The 17,860-nt window shown below is 70.1% G+C and carries 13 protein-coding genes and 1 pseudogene; 4 read left to right on the forward strand and 10 right to left on the reverse strand.

Annotated features, from left to right (window positions below; genetic code table 11):
- Window positions 1–13: 13 nt before the first annotated feature.
- Window positions 14–415 (forward strand): hypothetical protein, encoded by a 402-nt coding sequence (locus tag AC1DWC_RS06305; RefSeq protein WP_477906639.1) that lies wholly within the window; start codon window positions 14–16, stop codon window positions 413–415.
- A gap of 35 nt (window positions 416–450) precedes the next feature.
- Here the strand turns inward: AC1DWC_RS06305 and AC1DWC_RS06310 are convergent, their stop codons facing one another.
- The 3 genes from AC1DWC_RS06310 to AC1DWC_RS06320 all read right to left on the reverse strand — a co-directional run bounded on the left by AC1DWC_RS06310 (window position 451) and on the right by AC1DWC_RS06320 (window position 3,944).
- Window positions 451–3,063 carry a hypothetical protein gene (locus AC1DWC_RS06310; RefSeq protein ID WP_477906640.1) on the reverse strand — a complete coding sequence of 871 codons (2,613 nt, stop codon included), beginning with the start codon at window positions 3,061–3,063 and terminating at the stop codon, window positions 451–453.
- Between the two features lie 93 nt (window positions 3,064–3,156).
- Window positions 3,157–3,576, reverse strand: a complete 420-nt coding sequence (locus tag AC1DWC_RS06315) for a Fur family transcriptional regulator (RefSeq protein ID WP_477906641.1) — start codon at window positions 3,574–3,576, stop codon at window positions 3,157–3,159.
- Window positions 3,573–3,944: an ArsR/SmtB family transcription factor gene (locus tag AC1DWC_RS06320; RefSeq protein ID WP_477906682.1), complete on the reverse strand. Its 372-nt coding sequence runs from the start codon at window positions 3,942–3,944 to the stop codon at window positions 3,573–3,575. Before AC1DWC_RS06320 ends, AC1DWC_RS06315 begins: the two co-directional genes overlap by 4 nt.
- 214 nt (window positions 3,945–4,158) lie before the next feature.
- Here AC1DWC_RS06320 and AC1DWC_RS06325 point away from each other — a divergent pair, with 214 nt between their 5' ends.
- Window positions 4,159–5,550: a glycine--tRNA ligase gene (locus tag AC1DWC_RS06325; protein ID WP_477906642.1), complete on the forward strand. Its 1,392-nt coding sequence runs from the start codon at window positions 4,159–4,161 to the stop codon at window positions 5,548–5,550.
- A gap of 331 nt (window positions 5,551–5,881) precedes the next feature.
- Here AC1DWC_RS06325 and AC1DWC_RS06330 read toward each other — a convergent pair whose 3' ends face one another.
- The 5 genes from AC1DWC_RS06330 to AC1DWC_RS06350 all read right to left on the reverse strand — a co-directional run bounded on the left by AC1DWC_RS06330 (window position 5,882) and on the right by AC1DWC_RS06350 (window position 10,213).
- Window positions 5,882–6,787, reverse strand: a complete 906-nt coding sequence (locus tag AC1DWC_RS06330) for an Ig-like domain-containing protein (RefSeq protein WP_477906643.1) — start codon at window positions 6,785–6,787, stop codon at window positions 5,882–5,884.
- Window positions 6,788–6,906: 119 nt separating this feature from the next.
- Window positions 6,907–8,370 (reverse strand): Ig-like domain-containing protein, encoded by a 1,464-nt coding sequence (locus AC1DWC_RS06335; RefSeq protein ID WP_477906644.1) that lies wholly within the window; start codon window positions 8,368–8,370, stop codon window positions 6,907–6,909.
- Window positions 8,367–9,176 (reverse strand): hypothetical protein, encoded by an 810-nt coding sequence (locus AC1DWC_RS06340; protein ID WP_477906645.1) that lies wholly within the window; start codon window positions 9,174–9,176, stop codon window positions 8,367–8,369. Before AC1DWC_RS06340 ends, AC1DWC_RS06335 begins: the two co-directional genes overlap by 4 nt.
- A 193-nt stretch (window positions 9,177–9,369) precedes the next feature.
- A complete protein-coding gene (locus tag AC1DWC_RS06345; protein ID WP_477906646.1) occupies window positions 9,370–9,579 on the reverse strand; it encodes a hypothetical protein in 210 nt (69 codons plus the stop codon).
- 280 nt (window positions 9,580–9,859) lie between these two features.
- Window positions 9,860–10,213: a Zn-ribbon domain-containing OB-fold protein gene (locus AC1DWC_RS06350; protein WP_477906647.1), complete on the reverse strand. Its 354-nt coding sequence runs from the start codon at window positions 10,211–10,213 to the stop codon at window positions 9,860–9,862.
- Between the two features lie 315 nt (window positions 10,214–10,528).
- On the opposite strand from AC1DWC_RS06350, the gene AC1DWC_RS06355 reads away from it, so the two are divergent.
- A complete protein-coding gene (locus AC1DWC_RS06355; protein WP_477906648.1) occupies window positions 10,529–12,868 on the forward strand; it encodes an ATP-binding protein in 2,340 nt (779 codons plus the stop codon).
- 67 nt (window positions 12,869–12,935) lie between these two features.
- Window positions 12,936–13,061: pseudogene (locus tag AC1DWC_RS06360) on the forward strand (His/Gly/Thr/Pro-type tRNA ligase C-terminal domain-containing protein); the annotation flags it as partial.
- A 90-nt stretch (window positions 13,062–13,151) separates the two neighbouring features.
- Here the strand turns inward: AC1DWC_RS06360 and AC1DWC_RS06365 are convergent.
- Window positions 13,152–14,549, reverse strand: a complete 1,398-nt coding sequence (locus tag AC1DWC_RS06365) for an FAD-binding oxidoreductase (protein WP_477906649.1) — start codon at window positions 14,547–14,549, stop codon at window positions 13,152–13,154.
- A gap of 100 nt (window positions 14,550–14,649) precedes the next feature.
- Window positions 14,650–17,838, reverse strand: a complete 3,189-nt coding sequence (locus tag AC1DWC_RS06370; protein WP_477906650.1) for an ATP-binding protein — start codon at window positions 17,836–17,838, stop codon at window positions 14,650–14,652.
- Between the last annotated feature and the right edge of the window lie 22 nt (window positions 17,839–17,860).

Below are 17,860 nucleotides of genomic sequence, written 5' to 3' on the forward strand. Positions count from 1 at the left end.
GCGGGGTCAAGTAGTGGCCGCCGAGACGGCCGAACTCCTCCAGGCCAGAGCGCAGGAAGCGCTGTCGCACTTCACCGAGGTCCGGGTGTCCGAGGACGGGTCGCTGGGTTTCGAGTACGCCGGCGCGCTGTGCTCGCTGCGCGCGGTGACCCTCTCGCCCGGCCTGGACGTGCTGTCGGTGACCGCGGTGCTGGCCTGGGACCGCCCGGCGAAGCCCGCGTTGCACAAGAAGGTTGCCGAGAAGAACTCGATGATGCAGTTCGGGTCGATCACCGTGATCACCCGCGGCAAGCTGGCCGACGTGATCCTGCGCTACACCTTCCCGGCCGCCGGGCTCGAGGACGAGGCGCTCACCACGATGCTGCTGCTGGTGCTCTCGGGTGCGGATCAGGGGCGGCAGGGGTTGCTGCCCTAGTCGCCGCGCTCGAGTGCGCGACCGGGATCAACTCTTCACCGATGTGCGCGCTTGGATTCGCGGGCGGCAGTCTTGGCGGAGCGTGCGATGCTCTTGAGCTCGTCACGGCTGAAACCGAGATGGCGGGCGGAGCGCATCCAGGTGTAGAGGTCCGACGCCGCTCGATGCTGGCCGAGCCGCGAGTAGCAGGCCGCCAGGTCGAAGGCGGACTTGCGGGCTCGCTCGGTGATCTCGGGGTCGGGGAAGGCGCCCGCGATGTCCAGGATCATCCGGTGGGCGTGGGTCGTCTCGGGCAGGCGGCCGAGACCGGTCAGCAGCAGCGCCTTGTTGCGCAGTGTCTTGACGCGGCGGAGCCGGCGCTCGGGGGAGTCGACGGACCGGTCGTGGACTGCGAGGACGTGGTCGTAGGCGGTGATCGCGGCGACCGGGTCGCCCAGATCGTCGATCAGAACGGCGCGGTTGTAGGCGGCCACTTCACGGGCGCTCATGATGTCGCCGTCGGTCGATCCGTCGGCGAGTAGTTCGAGCGCCTCGTAGGCCTCGATCGCGGCACGCTCCTCGCCGAGTCGGCCGAGCGCGATGCCGAGCCTCAGGTGGCCACGCGCGTGCACCCGGCGTGCCCGGGTGTCGAGGCCGGGGCGGCGCAGGGCGGCGCTGCGTGCGACGGCGACGAGTTCCTCCCACCGCCGCGCGTCGACCAACAGACCTCCGAGCACGTCCAGCGCCGCGAGCCCGAGCATGACGATGTTCTGATCGGGGTCTGTGACGGTGTCGGCCGCAATCGCCGCGAGGACTTCTTCGGCGTCCGCGTGTCGCCCCTCGTCGACCGCTCTGTCGGCCTCGTACAGCCGTCCGCGAAGATCGCGGTAGCGGGCCTCTCCCAGCGAGGCGGGGGCCGCATCGGTGGGGGAGGAGATCGCGAGGATTCGTTGATTTTCGGTCGCGAGTTCGACGGTGTCGCGGATGTCCGGGTCGTCGCTGTCCGCGTGTTTCGTCACCAGGCCCCGCAGCAGGGTCGCCGCCACTTGGCGTTCGCCTCGCTCTGCCGCGCGTGTCGCCTGAAGGAGGAGTCGCCGGGCATCCAGGCGGCTGATGCGCACGTCCGGATCGTCGGCAAACAGGTCCGCAAAGCGATGCAGCGCATCATCGATCTCGGTCGGATCGAGCCCGGGTGACTGCCACACCGAGAAGAGTGAGTTCGCCGCCCACATGCGCACGTCGGCGTCGGCGTCGTGGGCCGAGCGATCCACGGTGTCGCGGATGACACCGCGAGATTCGGCCAGCTCGCCTGCTTCCCGCAGCAGACGTCCCCGCCAGTACCTCGCCTGGGCGATCGCGGCAGAGACGCCGGCCACGCCAACGGCACGTGCGTAGCGCTGCGGCACCTGCGCCAGCGCCTCGAGGGCATCGCCGCGTCGTCCGATGTCGGTGAGTCGAAGCGCCCGGTCGACCATCGCCAGGGCGAGCGGCACGACGAGACGCTCGTCGTGCTCGTGCCCGGGGAATCGCGCTTCGAGCTGTTCGTAGAGCCGCACGGCCCTCTCGGGATCGCCGAGGTGCGCGGTCAGCTCGGCGAGGCGTGACGCCACGCGCGCCCGTGCCGCCGCCGTGAGCGGGCTCGGATCGGTGCCGAACGCGTGGTCGGCGTGGGCGAGGACCTGTCGATCCACCGTCGTCACCCCGCCTGCGTCCTCGGGGACACCCCTGAGCACCCACCACAGGATCGCCTCACGCGCATCCTCGGATGCGCAGGTGGCGTAGCGGTCCACCAGTGCGGCGGAGTGTTCCACGGCGGCAAGGTCGCGCTCGGTGTCGGGAAGCCTCTCCAGTACCTGGTCGAGATGCCGGGCCTGTTCGGTGGCCGCCTCGAAGCCGGGATCGGCGACGGGCACATCCAGGGCGCGCAGGCCGTGGCCGATCGCCACCGCCGCCGGCACTCCCCGGCTGATCTCGTCGTCGACCAGGCAGAGCGACGCGGCGTGCAGGAGCGCCCGCGACGAGGGAAGTGGCTCCGCCTCGGCGATCACACGGTGCATCAGCGCGATCGCGGACGCCGGGTCATCACCGATGTCGTAACGGATCTGCGCCGCCTCATAGAGCGCGGCGATGCGCAGATGACGCAACCGGTCGTCGGATTCCGCGGCGAGCGTGAGCGCCAGCGTCTCGAGTCCGACTGCCACCCGATGGTGATCTCGTCCCAGGTGCCTCCGCAGGATCTCGGCGGTGAACATTGCCTCCGCTCGTGCCTGCCGTACACCGAGCGGTTGATCGTCCCCGATGTGCCGCGCCGCAAACGACTCCGCCGCTCGCAGCACGTCGACCAGCACGATCGCGTCGTCGGGCTCGTGCCGGTGGACCCACTCGATCGACTCGAGCTCGGCGAGCGCGCGCGCCTCACGGACGGCGTCGGCGTCGAAGTCGTCCGTGAGTTCGGTCATCCTCGCGATGCGCCGCTCGAGGGCATCGCGTGGTTCGCACGGGGCTTCCAACCGGACGAGCATCCCGGTCGCCTCGGCCACGGCTATTGCTTCCATGTCCTCAGCGGCACGCCGCTGCGCATCCAGCGCCAGAGTCAGGATCGCGTGCGCCTGCTCCTCGTCGCCAACCTCGAGCAGCTCGCGCGCACGGCGCACGACGTCACGAACCATCGTCGGTCCTTCCCGTGCAGGTCGCCGAGTGCATCACAAGATCGCAATTGCGATGTCCGTGACGATCGCGGGGGGATATCAGGCCGTGCGCCGCTAGGCGGAGCAGTTGCGGCAGGTGCCGAAGATCTCGACGGTGTGGCTGACGTCGGTGAAGCCGTTCTCGTCGGCGATCGACTGCGACCACTGCTCGACCATCGGGCCCTCGACCTCGACGGTGAAGCCGCAGCTGCGGCACACCAGGTGGTGGTGGTGCCCGGAGGAGCAGCGTCGGTACACGGACTCGCCGGTGTCGGTGCGCAGCACGTCGACGGTGCCGGCGTCGGCGAGCGTCTGGAGGGTGCGGTAGACGGTGGTCAGCCCGATGCCCTCGCCGCGCCTGCGCAGTTCGTCGTGCAGGTCCTGCGCCGAGCGGAACTCGTCGATGTCGTCGAGCAGCGCGGAGATTGCGCTGCGCTGCTTGGTGGCGCGGACGCCGACGACGACGGGGCTACGGGGCCCGGGCTTCTCTGTCACGGTCTCGGTCCTTCCTCGGCGTGGGCGACGGCATCGATCACGATGTGCGCCAGGTGGTCGTCGACGAGACGGTAGAACACTTCGCGGCCGGTCCGCTCGCCACGGACCACACCGGCGGCCTTGAGGATCCGCAGGTGCTGGCTGATCAGCGGTTGGGTGACCCCGAGGGCCTCGACCAGTTCGTGCACGCAGCGCTCCGTCTCACGCAGCTGCAGCACGATCGCGATTCGGACCGGCGCGGCCAGGGCGCGCAGCAGGTCGCCCGCCGCGGCCATCGCGTCCTTGCTGGGCAGTGTCGCCGGTGGCGTGGACGTGTCGCCGTGGTGGTGCGGGCCCGGGTCGCCGTGCACGTCGTCGGCGTCGGTGATGCTCACTCGGCGGGCTCCTGACGTTCTCGTGGCGGCGGTCTGCGGCCGCGGATCGGTCGTCCGCCTGCCGCCTTATTGCAAATCGATTCCATTTTGATATGCACGAGTATGCATGTCAAACGGTTGAATTGGGCACGCCCCCGGGGGCAGATAGGCTGGTACCCAGCAAACCCCCGTGACGCAGCATCTATTACCCAGATGGAGAGCTCCCCAAGTGGCACCCAAGTCCAAGGTCGAAACCGTTGCCAACCTCGCCAAGCGTCGAGGACTCGTCTTCCCGTGCGGTGAGATCTACGGCGGTACGAGGTCCGCGTGGGACTACGGCCCGCTCGGTGTCGAGCTCAAGGAGAACATCAAGAAGCAGTGGTGGCGGAGCATGGTCACCAGCCGCGACGACGTCGTGGGCCTCGACTCGTCGGTGATCCTGCCGCGCGAGGTGTGGGTGGCTTCCGGTCACGTCGGCGTCTTCAACGACCCGCTCGTCGAGTGCCTGAACTGCCACAAGCGCCACCGCCAGGACCACCTGCAGGAGGCGTACGCGGAGAAGAAGAAGCTCGACAACCCGGACGACGTCACGATGGACCTGGTGGTGTGCCCGGACTGCGGCACCGTCGGTCAGTGGACCGAGCCCCGCGACTTCAACATGATGCTCAAGACCCACCTCGGCCCGGTCGAGACCGAGGAGGGCATGCACTACCTGCGGCCCGAGACGGCGCAGGGCATCTTCGTGAACTTCGCGAACGTGCTCACCACCTCGCGCAAGAAGCCGCCGTTCGGAATCGCCCAGATCGGCAAGAGCTTCCGCAACGAGATCACCCCCGGCAACTTCATCTTCCGCACCCGCGAGTTCGAGCAGATGGAGATGGAGTTCTTCGTCAAGCCGGGTGAGGACAAGGAGTGGCACCAGTACTGGATCGACACCCGGATGGCCTGGTACACCGACCTGGGCATCGACCCGGAGAACCTGCGCCTGTTCGAGCACCCGGCCGACAAGCTGTCGCACTACTCCGACCGCACCGTCGACATCGAGTACCGCTTCCAGTTCCAGGGCAGCGAGTGGGGCGAGCTCGAGGGCGTCGCCAACCGCGGCGACTTCGACCTGACGACCCACTCGAAGCACTCCGGCACCGACCTGAACTACTTCGACCAGGCCAGCGGCGAGCGGTACACGCCGTACGTCATCGAGCCCGCGGCCGGCCTGACCCGTTCGCTGATGGCGTTCCTGGTCGACGCGTACTCGGAGGACGAGGCGCCCAACGCCAAGGGCGGCGTCGACAAGCGCACCGTCCTGCGTCTGGACCGCCGGCTCGCCCCGATCAAGGCCGCGGTGCTGCCGCTGAGCCGCAACGCGGACCTGACCCCCAAGGCCAAGGACCTCGCCGCGGCGCTGCGCAAGAACTGGAACATCGAGTTCGACGACGCGGGCGCGATCGGTCGCCGTTACCGTCGCCAGGACGAGATCGGCACCCCGTTCTGCATCACCGTCGACTTCGACACCCTCGAGGACCAGGCCGTCACCATCCGCGAGCGCGACTCGATGGAGCAGGAGCGCGTCTCCCTCGACAAGGTCGAGGGCTACCTCGCGCAGCACCTGATCGGCTCCTAGCTCCCTCCGTGAAGGGCCGGCTCGGGAACCAGCCGCTGGATTGACCAGTTTCGTCGGTCGGCGCCGGGAGATCGCCGAGGGGAGGTTCACCCACGGAGTCTGGTTGGTCGCGCTCGGCGACCTGCCGCGATCCGGCGTTGTTGCCCGAGACGGTCGCCGCGGCGCTCGGGCTACCGGACCGGCCGGGACGATTGGAGTCCCGTCTGCTGGTAGATCATCTCTCCACAGATCGGTGCGGTGCGAGCGTCGCCGCAGGCGCTGCGGGGAAGGCCGGGCTCCGGTGCCTGCGAGGGCATGGCGCCGGAGCCCGGGGTCGGTGTGCGGAGTCAGCTCATGAGCCGAAGCCGCCGAGAAGCGATCCGAGACTGCCGGTGCCGCCGGTGCCGCCGGTGCCGCCGCCGGGTGCAACGGTCACCGACTTCTGGTCGGACGACGCGTCGACCGTGTCCTTGCCCGAGTAATAGGCGGTGACGGTGCGCTGGCCGGCGGTGGCGGGGGTCCACGCGGCGGTGGCGGTCCCGTCGGATCCGACCTGGACGGCGCCGATGAGAGTGCCGCCGTCCTTGAAGGTCACGGTGCCGCCGGCGTTGGCGGGGTTGACCTTCGCCGCCAGGGTGGTGGACTTGCCCACGGTGGCGCCGCTGACCGGGTTGAGCGTGGTGGTCGAGTCGGTGGTGGTGTTGGGGTTCGTGCCGATGGTGATGGACGGGCCCTTGTCGCCGAAGTTTCCGCTGCCGAGTGATCCGCCGTATTCCATGCCGGTGGTCAGGGCCGTGCCGCGGGGGCAGTTCTGGCCGACCTTGTAGGCGACGCTGAAGGTGGGGGCGTCCCAGAAGCCGGGGCGGCTCCGGACGACCCAGTCGGTGACGCCCCAGGATGCGCGGACGTAGGCTTCGTCGGCGTTGACCTCGGGGTTGGCGACGGGGTGGTCACTGCTGCCGGACATCTTGGCGGAGCCGGGGACGTAGGTCAGGCAGGAGTGGTGCCGGTCCTTGACGTTGTAGATGAACTCGTCGACCCAGCTGGTGCGCTCGAATCTCGTTTTGACGGTGATGGTGTCGCCGACGGCGGGGGTGGTGTTGCTGATGTCGCGGATGTAGCGGGAGCTTCCGCTGTCCCAGGTGATCGTGGCGGGGGCGGCTCCGGCGGTGCCTGCGCCGAGGAGCGCGAATGCGCCCATGGCCACTGTTGCTGCCGCGCCTGCGGCGACGGCGCGGGTGGTCTCTCGTGATGTCATGGTGTTCCTTCGGTCGAGGGGAGTGCGACCGTCGACATCGAGGCCGCAGCGTTCAGTTGGGGCCGCGGGGGCTGTCCCCGGCCGCCCAGGCCGGGGACAGAACCTTCACGGTGTGGGTGTCAGGAGCCGAAGATCGAGCCGAGGCTGCCGGTTCCGCCGCCGGTTCCGGGGGTACCGCCGGTGCTGTCGCCGGGTCCCACGATCACCGATTCCTGGTCGGCGGAGGCGTTGACGGTGTCCTTGCCGGAATATTCGGCGGTGACGGTGCGCTGGCCTGCGGTGGCCGGGGTCCACGCGGCGGTGGCGGTTCCGTCGGCGCCGACCTGGCCGGTGCCGATGACGGTGCCACCGTCCTTGAAGGTGACGGTGCCGCCGGCGTTGGCCGGGTTGACCTTGGCCGTCAGGGTGGTGGCCTTGCCGACGGCGGCGGCACCGACCGGGTTGAGGGTGGTGGTCGAGTTGGTGTTGGAGACGGGTGCCTCGGCCACGTTCACCTGTGCGGTGGTGTTGGAGCCGGTGACGTTGTCACGGCCGGAGAAGGTGGCGGTGAGGGTGTGCGCGCCTGCCGCGGCGGGCACCCACTGGTAGGCGACCCTGCCGTCCGCGCCGACCGGCAACGTCGCGAGCGATGCTGCGCCGTCACGGAGTTCGACGGTTCCGCCCGCGCCGGTGGGGGTGACGGTGGCGGTGATGGTGGAGGCACGGCCGACCTGTGCTCCGGTGACCGGTGCGATCGCGACGCTCGAGGTCGCGTTCTGCTCGGCGACCTGCACGGTGATCGGCGCGGACTGGGACGCGGTGGCGAACGCCGTATCGGGGAAGCTGGCCGTGAGGGTGTGGCCGCCGCGGACGGTGGGTGTCCAGGCGAGGGTCGCGGTGCCCGCGCCGTCGAGGGTGGCGGTGCCGATCGAGGCGGTGCCGTCGCGGAACTCGATGGTGTCGCCCGCTGCGCCACCGGTGACGTTGGCGGTCAGGGTGCTCGGCACGCCGACGCGGGCGCCGGTGACGGCGGCCAGGACGGTGGTGGAGCTGCTCTTGCCGATTGTGATCGACGGGCCCTTGTCTCCGAAGGTGCCGCTGCCGAGGGATCCGCCGTAGTCCATGCCGGTGGTCAGGGCCATGCCGCGGGGGCAGTTCGCGCCGACCTTGTAGGCGACGCTGAAGATGGGGGCGTCCCAGAAGCCGGGGCGGTTGCGGACGACCCAGTCGGTCGAGCCCCAGGAGGCGCGGACGTAGGCCTCGTCGGCGTTGACCTCGGGGTTGGCGACGGGGTACTCACTCTGGCCGATCATCTTGGCGGAGCCGGGGACGTAGGTCAGGCAGGAGTGGTGCCGGTCTTTGACGTTGTAGATGAACTCGTCGACCCAGCTGGTCCGTTGGAATTTCGTTGTTGCGGTGATCGTGTCGCCGACGGCGGGGGTGGTATTGCTGATGGTGCGGATGTAGTGGGAGCTTCCGCTGTCCCATTCGATGGTGGCGGGGGCGGCGATTGCGGTGCCTGCGCCGAGGAGCGCGAATGCGCCCATCGTCACTGTTGCTGCCGCGCCTGCGGCGACGGCGCGGGTGGTCCCTCGTGATGTCATGGTGTTCCTTTGGTCGCTGCTGTGCGACCGTCGACATCGACATCAAGGTCGCAGCGTTGGGGGTTGGGGGCCGTGTGCTCGGCGCGCGGCGGTCGCGTGATGACTCGGGTGATGGTGTCGCCGAGGACGTCGCTGATCGAGCCGGTGGAGCTCATCTGGCCTTCGGAGGAGCCGAGGCCGGCGCCGTCCGCGCTGCCGAGGACGGCCTCGCCCGGGTTCTTGACCCGCACGTTGAAGCACGAGGTGAGGCCGGGCTTGTCGGTCCCGACGCCGACGGTGCCGCCGACGCCGATGCCGCCGCTGGTGACCTTCGTGCCTGCCGCGGTGTTGTCCGGGACCTTGTAGGTGATCTCGGCGGTCACCGGGTTGCCGGAGTTGACGAACCAGCCGGTGCTGTTCATGCTCCAGCCGCGACCGTCGCCGCTGATTTGCGGGGTGATGGCCTCGGTGACCTGGCCCTGGGCGAAGTGGTAGGCGGTGACCTTCGCCGAGACGGGGGCGCCGAAGCCGGCGGGCGGGTAGTCGGTGATGGAGTTGACGTACGGGTTGCCGATGCTGGTAGTGCCGACGACGATCTTGTAGGTGACGTTGGTGCCTGCGGCGACCTCGGGCGCCGAGACGGTCTTGTCGTACGTGTGGGTGATCCCCACGGTCCAGAAGTCTTGCTTGGTGTCGTGGCTCGACTGGGCGCAGGCCGGGTCGGCGGCGTTCGCGACGCCGGCTCCGACGCCGGCCATCAACAGGCCGGCGGGAAGGGCGACGGCCGCCGCGAGAGCGGCGATGCGGCGGACTGTGTTCGAAGGCATGTAATCCCTACTTTTCGCTGGTGCGGTCAGGTTCGCGTGGTGACCGCGTGCTTTCCCGACGCAGGGCTGTCCCGGCGTCGCATTCTCGTCGCCCGCCCCGCATGGGCCGGGGGAGGAACCACACTCTCGACCGCCGGTGTGGCGGTCATCAGGATTCGGTGCACCTCGGGAGCACCGGACCCGAGCGGAGCTGTCAGCTCAGCGAGTTCAGCAGGTTGCCAACCGCGGCGGCATTCCCGAGCGCGGTGAGGATGGTGAGGAAGGTTCCCATTGTTTTCTCCTTGAACTCGATTCCTGAATTGTCGCGGCCGCAACCAGGGGGTAGTTGGTTCGCGTCGAGAGTCTTCGATCGGCACGCGTCGTCTCCACGATATGTTGAATACAAGTCCAGGTAGACCTGCATTTCGAAGCACTGCAGATCGGGTCGACGGCGTGGGCTGACTGGGTCTCGGAGGCCTTCGTGTCCGTCGGATGACAACGAATAACTGTTGATCGGAGCAAAAAGTCGGTCAATCAATCCTGGGTCAACGCAGAATTGCCGCCCGGGCCGACTTTGTCGGGGGCGGAGTGAATGCGCTATTTGAATGTTCTAATGTGAATATTTCTGCATTATTGGCGTTGGTTCGTTATCGGCTCCTGGGGATGATCGTTGAAATCTGCACAGGTTCTTGGGTGGTTGTGGGTTATGCGGCGGGAAACTCCTGGAAGCGGTCGGCTCCACAGGCGCAGAACACGGGATACCGGTCCCCGGCAGCCGTGTGATCGAACTGAACGCGGACGTGCTGGTCCGAGCGAACCGCGATCTCGCCCTCGATCCAGGTGCAGATCCAGGGTCCGTCGTCGAGTGCGACGACCGCGAGCAGGCACGGCATCGGATCACCGCACCTGTCGGGGGACTCGCGATCGACGACCGTCCAGGTTCGAATCTCCCCGAGCCCCGTCGACGGGATCTTCGGCAGGTCCTTGCCTCCGCAGGTGTCGCACGAGGAACTCCCCGGATTCAGCAGCGTCGCGCAGCGCGCGCAGTTCCGGATCATCAACACCTCCGGCGACCGAGGGGTCGACTGCGGCGGTCGTGTGAGCAAGAGCATCAGGAACCTCGCCTTCGCGCTTGGCGGAACTGGCGAATCTCATTCTTCGCGGGGGCTGTGTCGAGCACCACGGCAGGATGGCGGGGGGAGGTACCTGTTTTTGGCCCCCCGCCGTCCGCGACCGCATCTCGCATCCGCGCGACGACTCGCGCGGCCATGGCGTTACAGTTCACTCCAAAGTGTCAAGTCGGAGCTTCGCCCACGAGGCGGGTCCCGGCCGATATCGATCGCGGCCCTGCGCCGGGGGAGACGGGAGTGACGATGCCGTCCACCATCCGTGCAAAGGTGTCGGGGAATCTCCCCGTTGAACTGAACAGCTTCGTCGGGCGCCGCAACGAGACTGCCGAGTCGAGGCGACTGTTGTCGACTTCGCGGCTGTTGACGTTGACCGGTATCGGTGGTGTCGGCAAGACGCGGCTGGCGCTGCGGGTAGGCGCGGACTCGAGACGAGACTTCGAGGACGGGGTGTGGCTGGTCGAGCTCGGCGACCTGCGCGATCCGGCCCTCGTTGCAGGCATGGTGGCCGCCACGGTTGCGCCGCGGAACATCTCGAGTGCGCCGCCGCTCGAGATGTTGGCGGGTCACCTGCGCGATCGACAGCTGCTTCTCGTGATCGACAACTGTGAGCATCTGGTAGACGCGGTTGCGTCGCTGGCGATGACCCTGTTGCGACGCTGTCCGGGGCTGCGGATCCTCGCGACCAGTCGCGAGGCCCTCGCGGTCGGCGGCGAGACCGAGTTGCGAGTCCCGCCGCTCGCGGTGCCGGATCCGGACGAGCCGCCGTCGCTGCAGGACCTTGCTCGCTACGAGGCGGCGACCCTGTTCCTCGAACGCGCTGCCGTGGCGGTGCCCGGTTTCGCCCTCAGCGAGGCCAATCGAGTGGCCGTGGCACAGATCTGTCACCGGCTCGACGGGCTCCCTCTTGCCATCGAGCTGGCGGCGGTCCGGCTGCGCACGCTTTCGGCCGAGCAGATTCTCGGCCGACTGTCCGATCGGTATCAGCTGCTCACGGGTGGCCGCAGGGGAGCGCCGAGCCGGCAGCAAACCCTCAGGTTGTCCATCGACTGGAGCCGCGAACTGTGCACCGAGGCCGAACATGAGCTGTGGGGTCGGTTGACGATCTTTTCCGGCGGGTTCGAACTCGATGCGGCTGAAGGGATCTGTGCGGGCGACCGGCACGCGGACGAGGTGCTCGACGTGCTGGCCTCGCTGGTCGACAAGTCGATCGTGATCTGCGAGGGCGCGGGTTCCGTGGCGCGATATCGGATGCTCGAGACCCTGCGCGAATACGGCCGCGAGGAGTTGATCGGCCCGGACGACATCGCGGTCCTCCGTCGACGGCACCTGAGCTGGTACAGGGATCTTGTCTCGACGACGAGATTCGAGTGGATCGGTCCCCGCCAGGTCGAGCTCATGGCCCGACTGGGCCGTGAGCAGACGAACCTGCGCGAGGCGCTGCACTTCTGCATGAGCGAGCCGGACGAGGCCGACACGGGCCTGCAGATCTCCGTCGGCCTGTTCCCGTTCTGGCTGTCGCGTGGTCTCCTTCGGGAGGGCAGATACTGGCTCGACTGCGCGCTCGAGCTGCACGGGGACGAACCGACCGTCGACAGAGTGAAAGCGTTGTGCGCGAACAGTTTGCTCGCCGGCTATCAGGGCGACATCGCGTCGGCTACCGCGTTGGCGGCGGCCGGATACGACCTCGCGGAGCAACTGGACGATGACACGATGCGCGTGGCTGTCATCCATGCGAGCGCGTACCTCGCCGCCATCGCCGGGGATCTGTCGGGCGCGCTCGCCGGCTGGGAGATTGCCCTCGCAGCGTTCCAGGACCAGGGGAACAACCTCAGACAGATCTCGACACTGCTCGGTCTCACCTTGGCATCTGGACTGCTCGGCGACGCGGCCAGGGCCACGAGTTACCAAGCAGAAGCTCTTGCCATCAGCGAACGGACCGGCGAGTTCGTCTACCGGGCATATGCGGCCTGCGCCCTCGGGCTCGCGCTGTGGGAAGCCGATCCACCGCGCGCCGCCGGCCTTCTCGAACAGGGGCTGAGGCTGTCCCGATCGGCGGACGACATGCTCGCCGCCGCGATGTGTGTCGAGACGCTGGCGTGGATCGCCTGTGCGGAGAAGCGCCCCCGACGTGCCGCGCTCCTGCTGGGCGCGGTGGAGACGATGTGGCGGGGGGTGGGCAGCGCCGGAGTGGTTGCCCGCACGCTTCAGGTGCACCACGCGGAATGCGAGCAGCAGACCCGTCAGGTCCTCGGTGAGCGGGCGTTCGAGGGAGCCGTCCGGGAAGGGGCGCGGTGGAGCCCGGAGGAGGCGATCGCGTTCGCGCTCGACGAACTCCCCGAGTCGGAGGAGGAGGGGCAGCCCTCGGGGTCGCTGTCGGCGCTGACCCAGCGCGAGCGGCAGGTCGCTGAGCTCGTGACTCAGGGCCTGACCAACAAGGCGATCGCCGCGCAGCTCCTGGTCTCCCCGCGCACCGTGCAGGGACACGTCGAGCAGATCCTCGCGAAGCTCGGATTCGCTTCCCGTATCCAGGTCGCGGCGTGGATGGTCGAGCAGGGATTGAGCAGCCGGCCCGGGAACACCTGACACCGGAGAACTGCCGGGCGCGGTGTTCGTGAGCATGAATGCACCAGCATGGGCACAATGCCCTGTCCTTGCCTGCGACTTCGACACCCTCGAGGACCAGGCCGTCACCGTCCGCGAGCGCGACTTTATGGAGCAGGAGCGCGTCTCCCTCGACAAGGTCGAGGGCTACCTCGCGCAGCGCCTGATCGGCTCCTGGAGCCCCAGGTCCCCAACCGACAGCGCCGGRCGCCCTCGACCGCCTCGCGGATCGAAGGGCGTCCGGCGCTTCGCTTTTCGTGGTCCGTCAGCGGGTTGCCACCGCGGCGGGCCGGATGTTCTGGTTGACGTGGAAGACGTTGTCCGGGTCGTACCGCTCCTTGACCTCGGCCAGCCGGTCGTAGTTGCCCAGGTACGACGCCCGGACTCGGTCCTGGCCCTCGTCCATCAGGAAGTTGACGTAGGCACCGCCCGCCGAGGTGGGGTGCAGCTCGGTCCAGTAGTCCTTCGCCCAGGCGGTGATCGTGTCCGCGTTGGCCGGGTCCGGGTCCACCCCGACGATGACGCCGGCCCAGCCGCCGTCCCGGTAGGCGAAGGCGGTCGCGTCGTCGGCCACCCGGCCCGCGGCGCCGTCGATGGGGTAGAGGTGCATGGTGGAGTGCCCGGTGGGCAGTTGCGCACCGTACTTGCAGTGCACGTCGATCGCGGCGTCGGAGATCTCGTTGAAGAAGTCCGCCCGCCAGTACCACTGCAGCCCGGCCGGGTAGAGCCCGTCGAACGCGCTCTGCAGCACGTTGAACGGCATCGGATGCGGGCCGACCAGCAGCGGTGAGCCGAACGACCGGATCGGCTCGAGCACCTCGTCCGCCCGCTCGTGCGACCCGGTGTAGCACCACACGATGGCGCAGGACTTGCGGCCCCAGAGCTCCTCCGGGAACGGCGGCGCCGGCGGGACGGTGATCAGCCCGAGCCAGCCGCTGAGCTCCTCCGGCAGCGACGGCAGCAGCTCCCGGTACCAGCGCATCACCGCCGGGGTGTCGGCGAGGTCGTAGAGCACGGGGCCGCCGATGACCACGCCGTGCTCGCCGATGTCGTGGCAGCGGAAGCGGAACGACGTGACGACCCCGAAGTTCCCGCCGCCGCCGCGCAGGGCCCAGAACAGGTCGCTGTGCTCGCTCGCGCTGGCGGTGACGAAGGTGCCGTCGGCGAGGACCACGTCCGCGGAGAGCAGGTTGTCGACGGTGAGGCCGAAGCGCCGGGACAGGTAGCCGATGCCGCCGCCGAGCGTCAGGCCGCCGACGCCGGTGGAGGCGAGGAAGCCGGACGGGGTGGCCATGCCGAACGCGACGGTCGCGTGGTCGACGTCGCCCCAGGTGCAGCCGCCGTCCACCCGGACGGTGTGGCCGACCGGGTCGACGGTGGTGCTGCGCATCAGCGACAGGTCGATGACCAGGGCGTCGTCCCACACCCCGAGGCCGCCGGCGTTGTGACCGCCGCCGCGCACCGCGATCTCGACGTCGTGCTCGCGGGCGAACCGCACGCAGTTGATGACGTCGGCGACGTCCCGGCAGCGGGCGACGGCCGCGGGGCGCCGGTCGATCATGGCGTTGTAGACGGCCCGCGCCGCGTCGTACCCGTCGTCGGACGGGGTGATCAGGTCGCCGCGCAGCGTCGCGGCCAGGTCTTCGTACGTCGTGGTGGACATGACGCTTCCCTTCCGGTGGTGTGGCTCCCGCTCGTCGGGTGCCCGCATCACCAAAGTTACGAAGCGGGCGTTCGCGCAGCGTTCGTCCGCCGGCGCCCGGTCATCGGGTCGGGCGAACGCCCCGCGCGTCGGTGTTCTCGGGCGGAGCCTCGGGCAGGTCGTTCTCGGGCGGAGCCTCGGGCAGCTCGTTCCTGAGGTCGCGTTCGCATCGCCGCAGCAGGGCGGCGCTGCCGTGTTCGGACGCCATCGCGGCGGCGGCGCGCAGGCGGGTGCGGGCGCTGTCGGGGTCGTCGTGGGCGGCGCGCAGTCGCATCACCTCGGGCAGCCACCACAGGTCGCTGCGGGCCTGCCCGGCGACGACGGCGGCGTCCAGGGTCGCGCGCGCGGCGGCGGGCCGCTGCTCGCGCATCGACAGGTCGGCGAGCAGCGAGAGCCAGTACGGCATCCGGGCGAACGAGCCTGCCGCCCGGAGGTTTTCGAGGCCCCGCCGGGCGAGCGGGATCCCGGACGAGCCGGGCTCGGACCAGCCGCCGAGGATCAGCGCCCACTCGCGGTAGTAGGCGAAGTCGAACCGGTCGCACAGGTCCCGCAGTTCGCCGACGGTGTCCCGCAGTTCCTCGCGGTCGCCGAGCATCTGCAGGGTGATGCCGCCGTACGCCAGGGCCACGGCCAGGCTGTACGGGTGCCGGGCGCCCCGGGCGAGTGCGACGGCGTCACGGCAGCTCGACCGGGCGGCGTCGTCGTGGCCGAGCAGCCAGTGTGCGTGCGCGGACCAGGCCAGGGAGTGCACGTCCGGCCGGGTTCCAACCGTCAACGAGTGGGCGCCCCGGGTCAGCTCGGCGGCGAGCTCGAAGTGGTGCAGCGCCTCCGCCGGCCTGCCGAGGCTGACGGCCGACCCGGCGAACGCGAAGTGGGCGCTGCCGCTCAGCTGGGTGTCGGCGTCGGCGTCGGAGTCGGAGTCGACCAGGGTGAGCGCGCGGGACACGGCCCGGTGCGCGCCCGCGGTGTCGCCCTGGACGAACCGGGACGTCCAGAGTCCGACGAGCGCGACGACCGTCGAGTCCCGGCGGCCGAGCATCTCGGCCAGTTCGATCGAGCGCTCGAGGGTCTGCTGCAGCTGGGGCGAGGAGTAGCCGTACCGGGCGTTGAGCGGCGCCGCCATCGACTCGAGGATGTCGAGTTCCCGGGCGAGCGCGCCCCGACCGCCGGGTTGCGCGCGCACGATCGCGAGGGCCGCCCGGTGCAGGCGGATCGCCTCCGCGTGGGCGAACGTGCCGGACGCGACGTCGGCCGCGCGCCGGTAGTAGGCCACCGCCCGCTCGGCCCGGCCGCCCCGCGCGTACTGCTCGGCGAGCTGCGCGGAGACGGAATCCGTGTCGTCTGCGTGGAGCAGTTCGAGGCCCTGGGCCAGGCGCCGGTGCAGCAGCCACCGCCCCGGCGGGCCGACCTGTGCGTACGCGGCGTCCCGGAGCAGGTCGTGGGAGAAGTCGTAGCCGTCGCGGAACTCGTGGAGGATCCGTCGCCGCCACAGCTCGTCGACGGCCCGGACCACGGAGTCGGCGTCGAGGTCGCTGGCCTCGGTGAGCAGGTCGAGGGTGAAGTTCCGCCCGACGGCGGCGGCGAGCCCCGCGACCTCGCGGGCGGCCGGGCTCGCGTGCTCGAGCCGGGTGCGCAGCACCGTGGTGAGATCGCCGACCGGCAGGGGAGTCTCGCCGTCCTCCGCGGCGGTGCGCATCGCCTCGACGATGTACAGCGGGAAGCCGCCCGTCGCCGCCTGCAGCAGCTCCAGGTCGTCCGCGCGCAGCGGTCTGCCGGCCGTGGCCTCGGCGAGCCGGGCGGTGTCGCCCACGTCGAGCGGGCTCAGGTCCAGCTCCGTGAGCAGCCCGGTGGCCCGCATCCGCGCGGTCCACGCCCCGAGGTCGGGGCCGGGGTCGTGGTTCTCGTCGCGCAGCGCCGCGGCCACCAGCAGCGGCGTGTCCGTGGTCAGTCCCAGCAGGAACGCGACGAACGTCAGCGTCTCCTGGTCACACCACTGCAGGTTGTCCACCACCAGCAGCAGCGGGCGGCCGCCGCCGATCAGCGCCCGGGCCAGGCCCTCGAAGAAGCGGTGGCGTTGCCATGCGTCGACCATGGCGCGGGAACCCGCGCCGGGATCGCGGGGCCGGCGACCGGCAGCTCCGGACGAACCGGCGCCGGACGGCACCAGGCGGTCCACCTCGTCGCGCCAGAGCGGGTCGAGCGTCGCGGTCGCGTCGCGGATCGCCGGGGTTCGCAGCCAGTCCGCCACCGGGGCGAGCGGCAGCCGGCCGGAGGCTCCGAAGCACCGGGTCGCCGCCACCACGGCGCCCTGCGACCGGGCCAGCGCGGCGACCTCGCGCAGCAGCCGGGTCTTACCCACCCCGGCGCCGCCGCCGACCAGTGCGATGCCCGGGTGGCCCGCCGCGGCGGCCCGCCACCGGTCACCGAGCAGGCCGAGCTCGCGGGCGCGGCCGACGAACTCGGCGGCGGCCGGTCCGGAGCGGCCGACGGGACCGGCGGGCCGCGGCGCGTCGGCCGGCGTCGCCAGCAGGGCGGCCGCCGCCTGCCTGGTCGCGGGTTCGGGGGAGACACCGAGCTCGCGCTCGAGGACGGACGCGCAGCGGTGGTAGGTGCTCAGCGCGCCGGCCCGGTCACCCGCGTCGACCTGCAACCGCATCAGCGTGCGGTAGCCGACCTCCTCCAGCGGTTGCAGCCGGATCCGCCGACGGGCGGCCTCGGTTGCCGCCGCCGGGTCGCCGCCGCGCGCGCTCGCCGCGCTGACCAGGTCGCACAGGTCCACGCACTGGCGCTCGAGCTCCGCGCGGGCCTCGAGCAGCCAGTCGTCGTACCCGCCGGGCAGGAACTCGCCGCGGTACGCGGCGATGGCCGCCCGGGCGTGGGCGAGGGCCGCGTGGTCGTCGCCCGCCGCCGCCGCGGCCAGCGCGGCCCGGCGTTCGAGGTCGAAGGCCCGGACGTCGACGCGGCACGTGTCGCTGTCGCGCCAGCACAGGTCCGTCGAGGTCACGACCAGCGAGTCCGCGTCGCCGAGGGCGCGGCGCAGGTGGTGCAGTTCGCGGCGCAGGTTGGTCAGTGCCTGACCGTCCTGCGAGTCCGGCCAGAAGAGTTCGGCGATGCGCTGCCGGGGCTGCGGGGTGCCCGCGTGCACCGCCAGGAATGCCACCAGGGCAACCGCGCGCGGCGACCGGGTCGCGGCGGTCCCGGTCGCGGTGTCGGTGATTGCCTGCTCCCCGAGGAGGGAGACATGCAGCATGCGGCGGCCTCCTACTGACTCA

The organism is Rhodococcus sp. P4_C10, assembly GCF_056402135.1.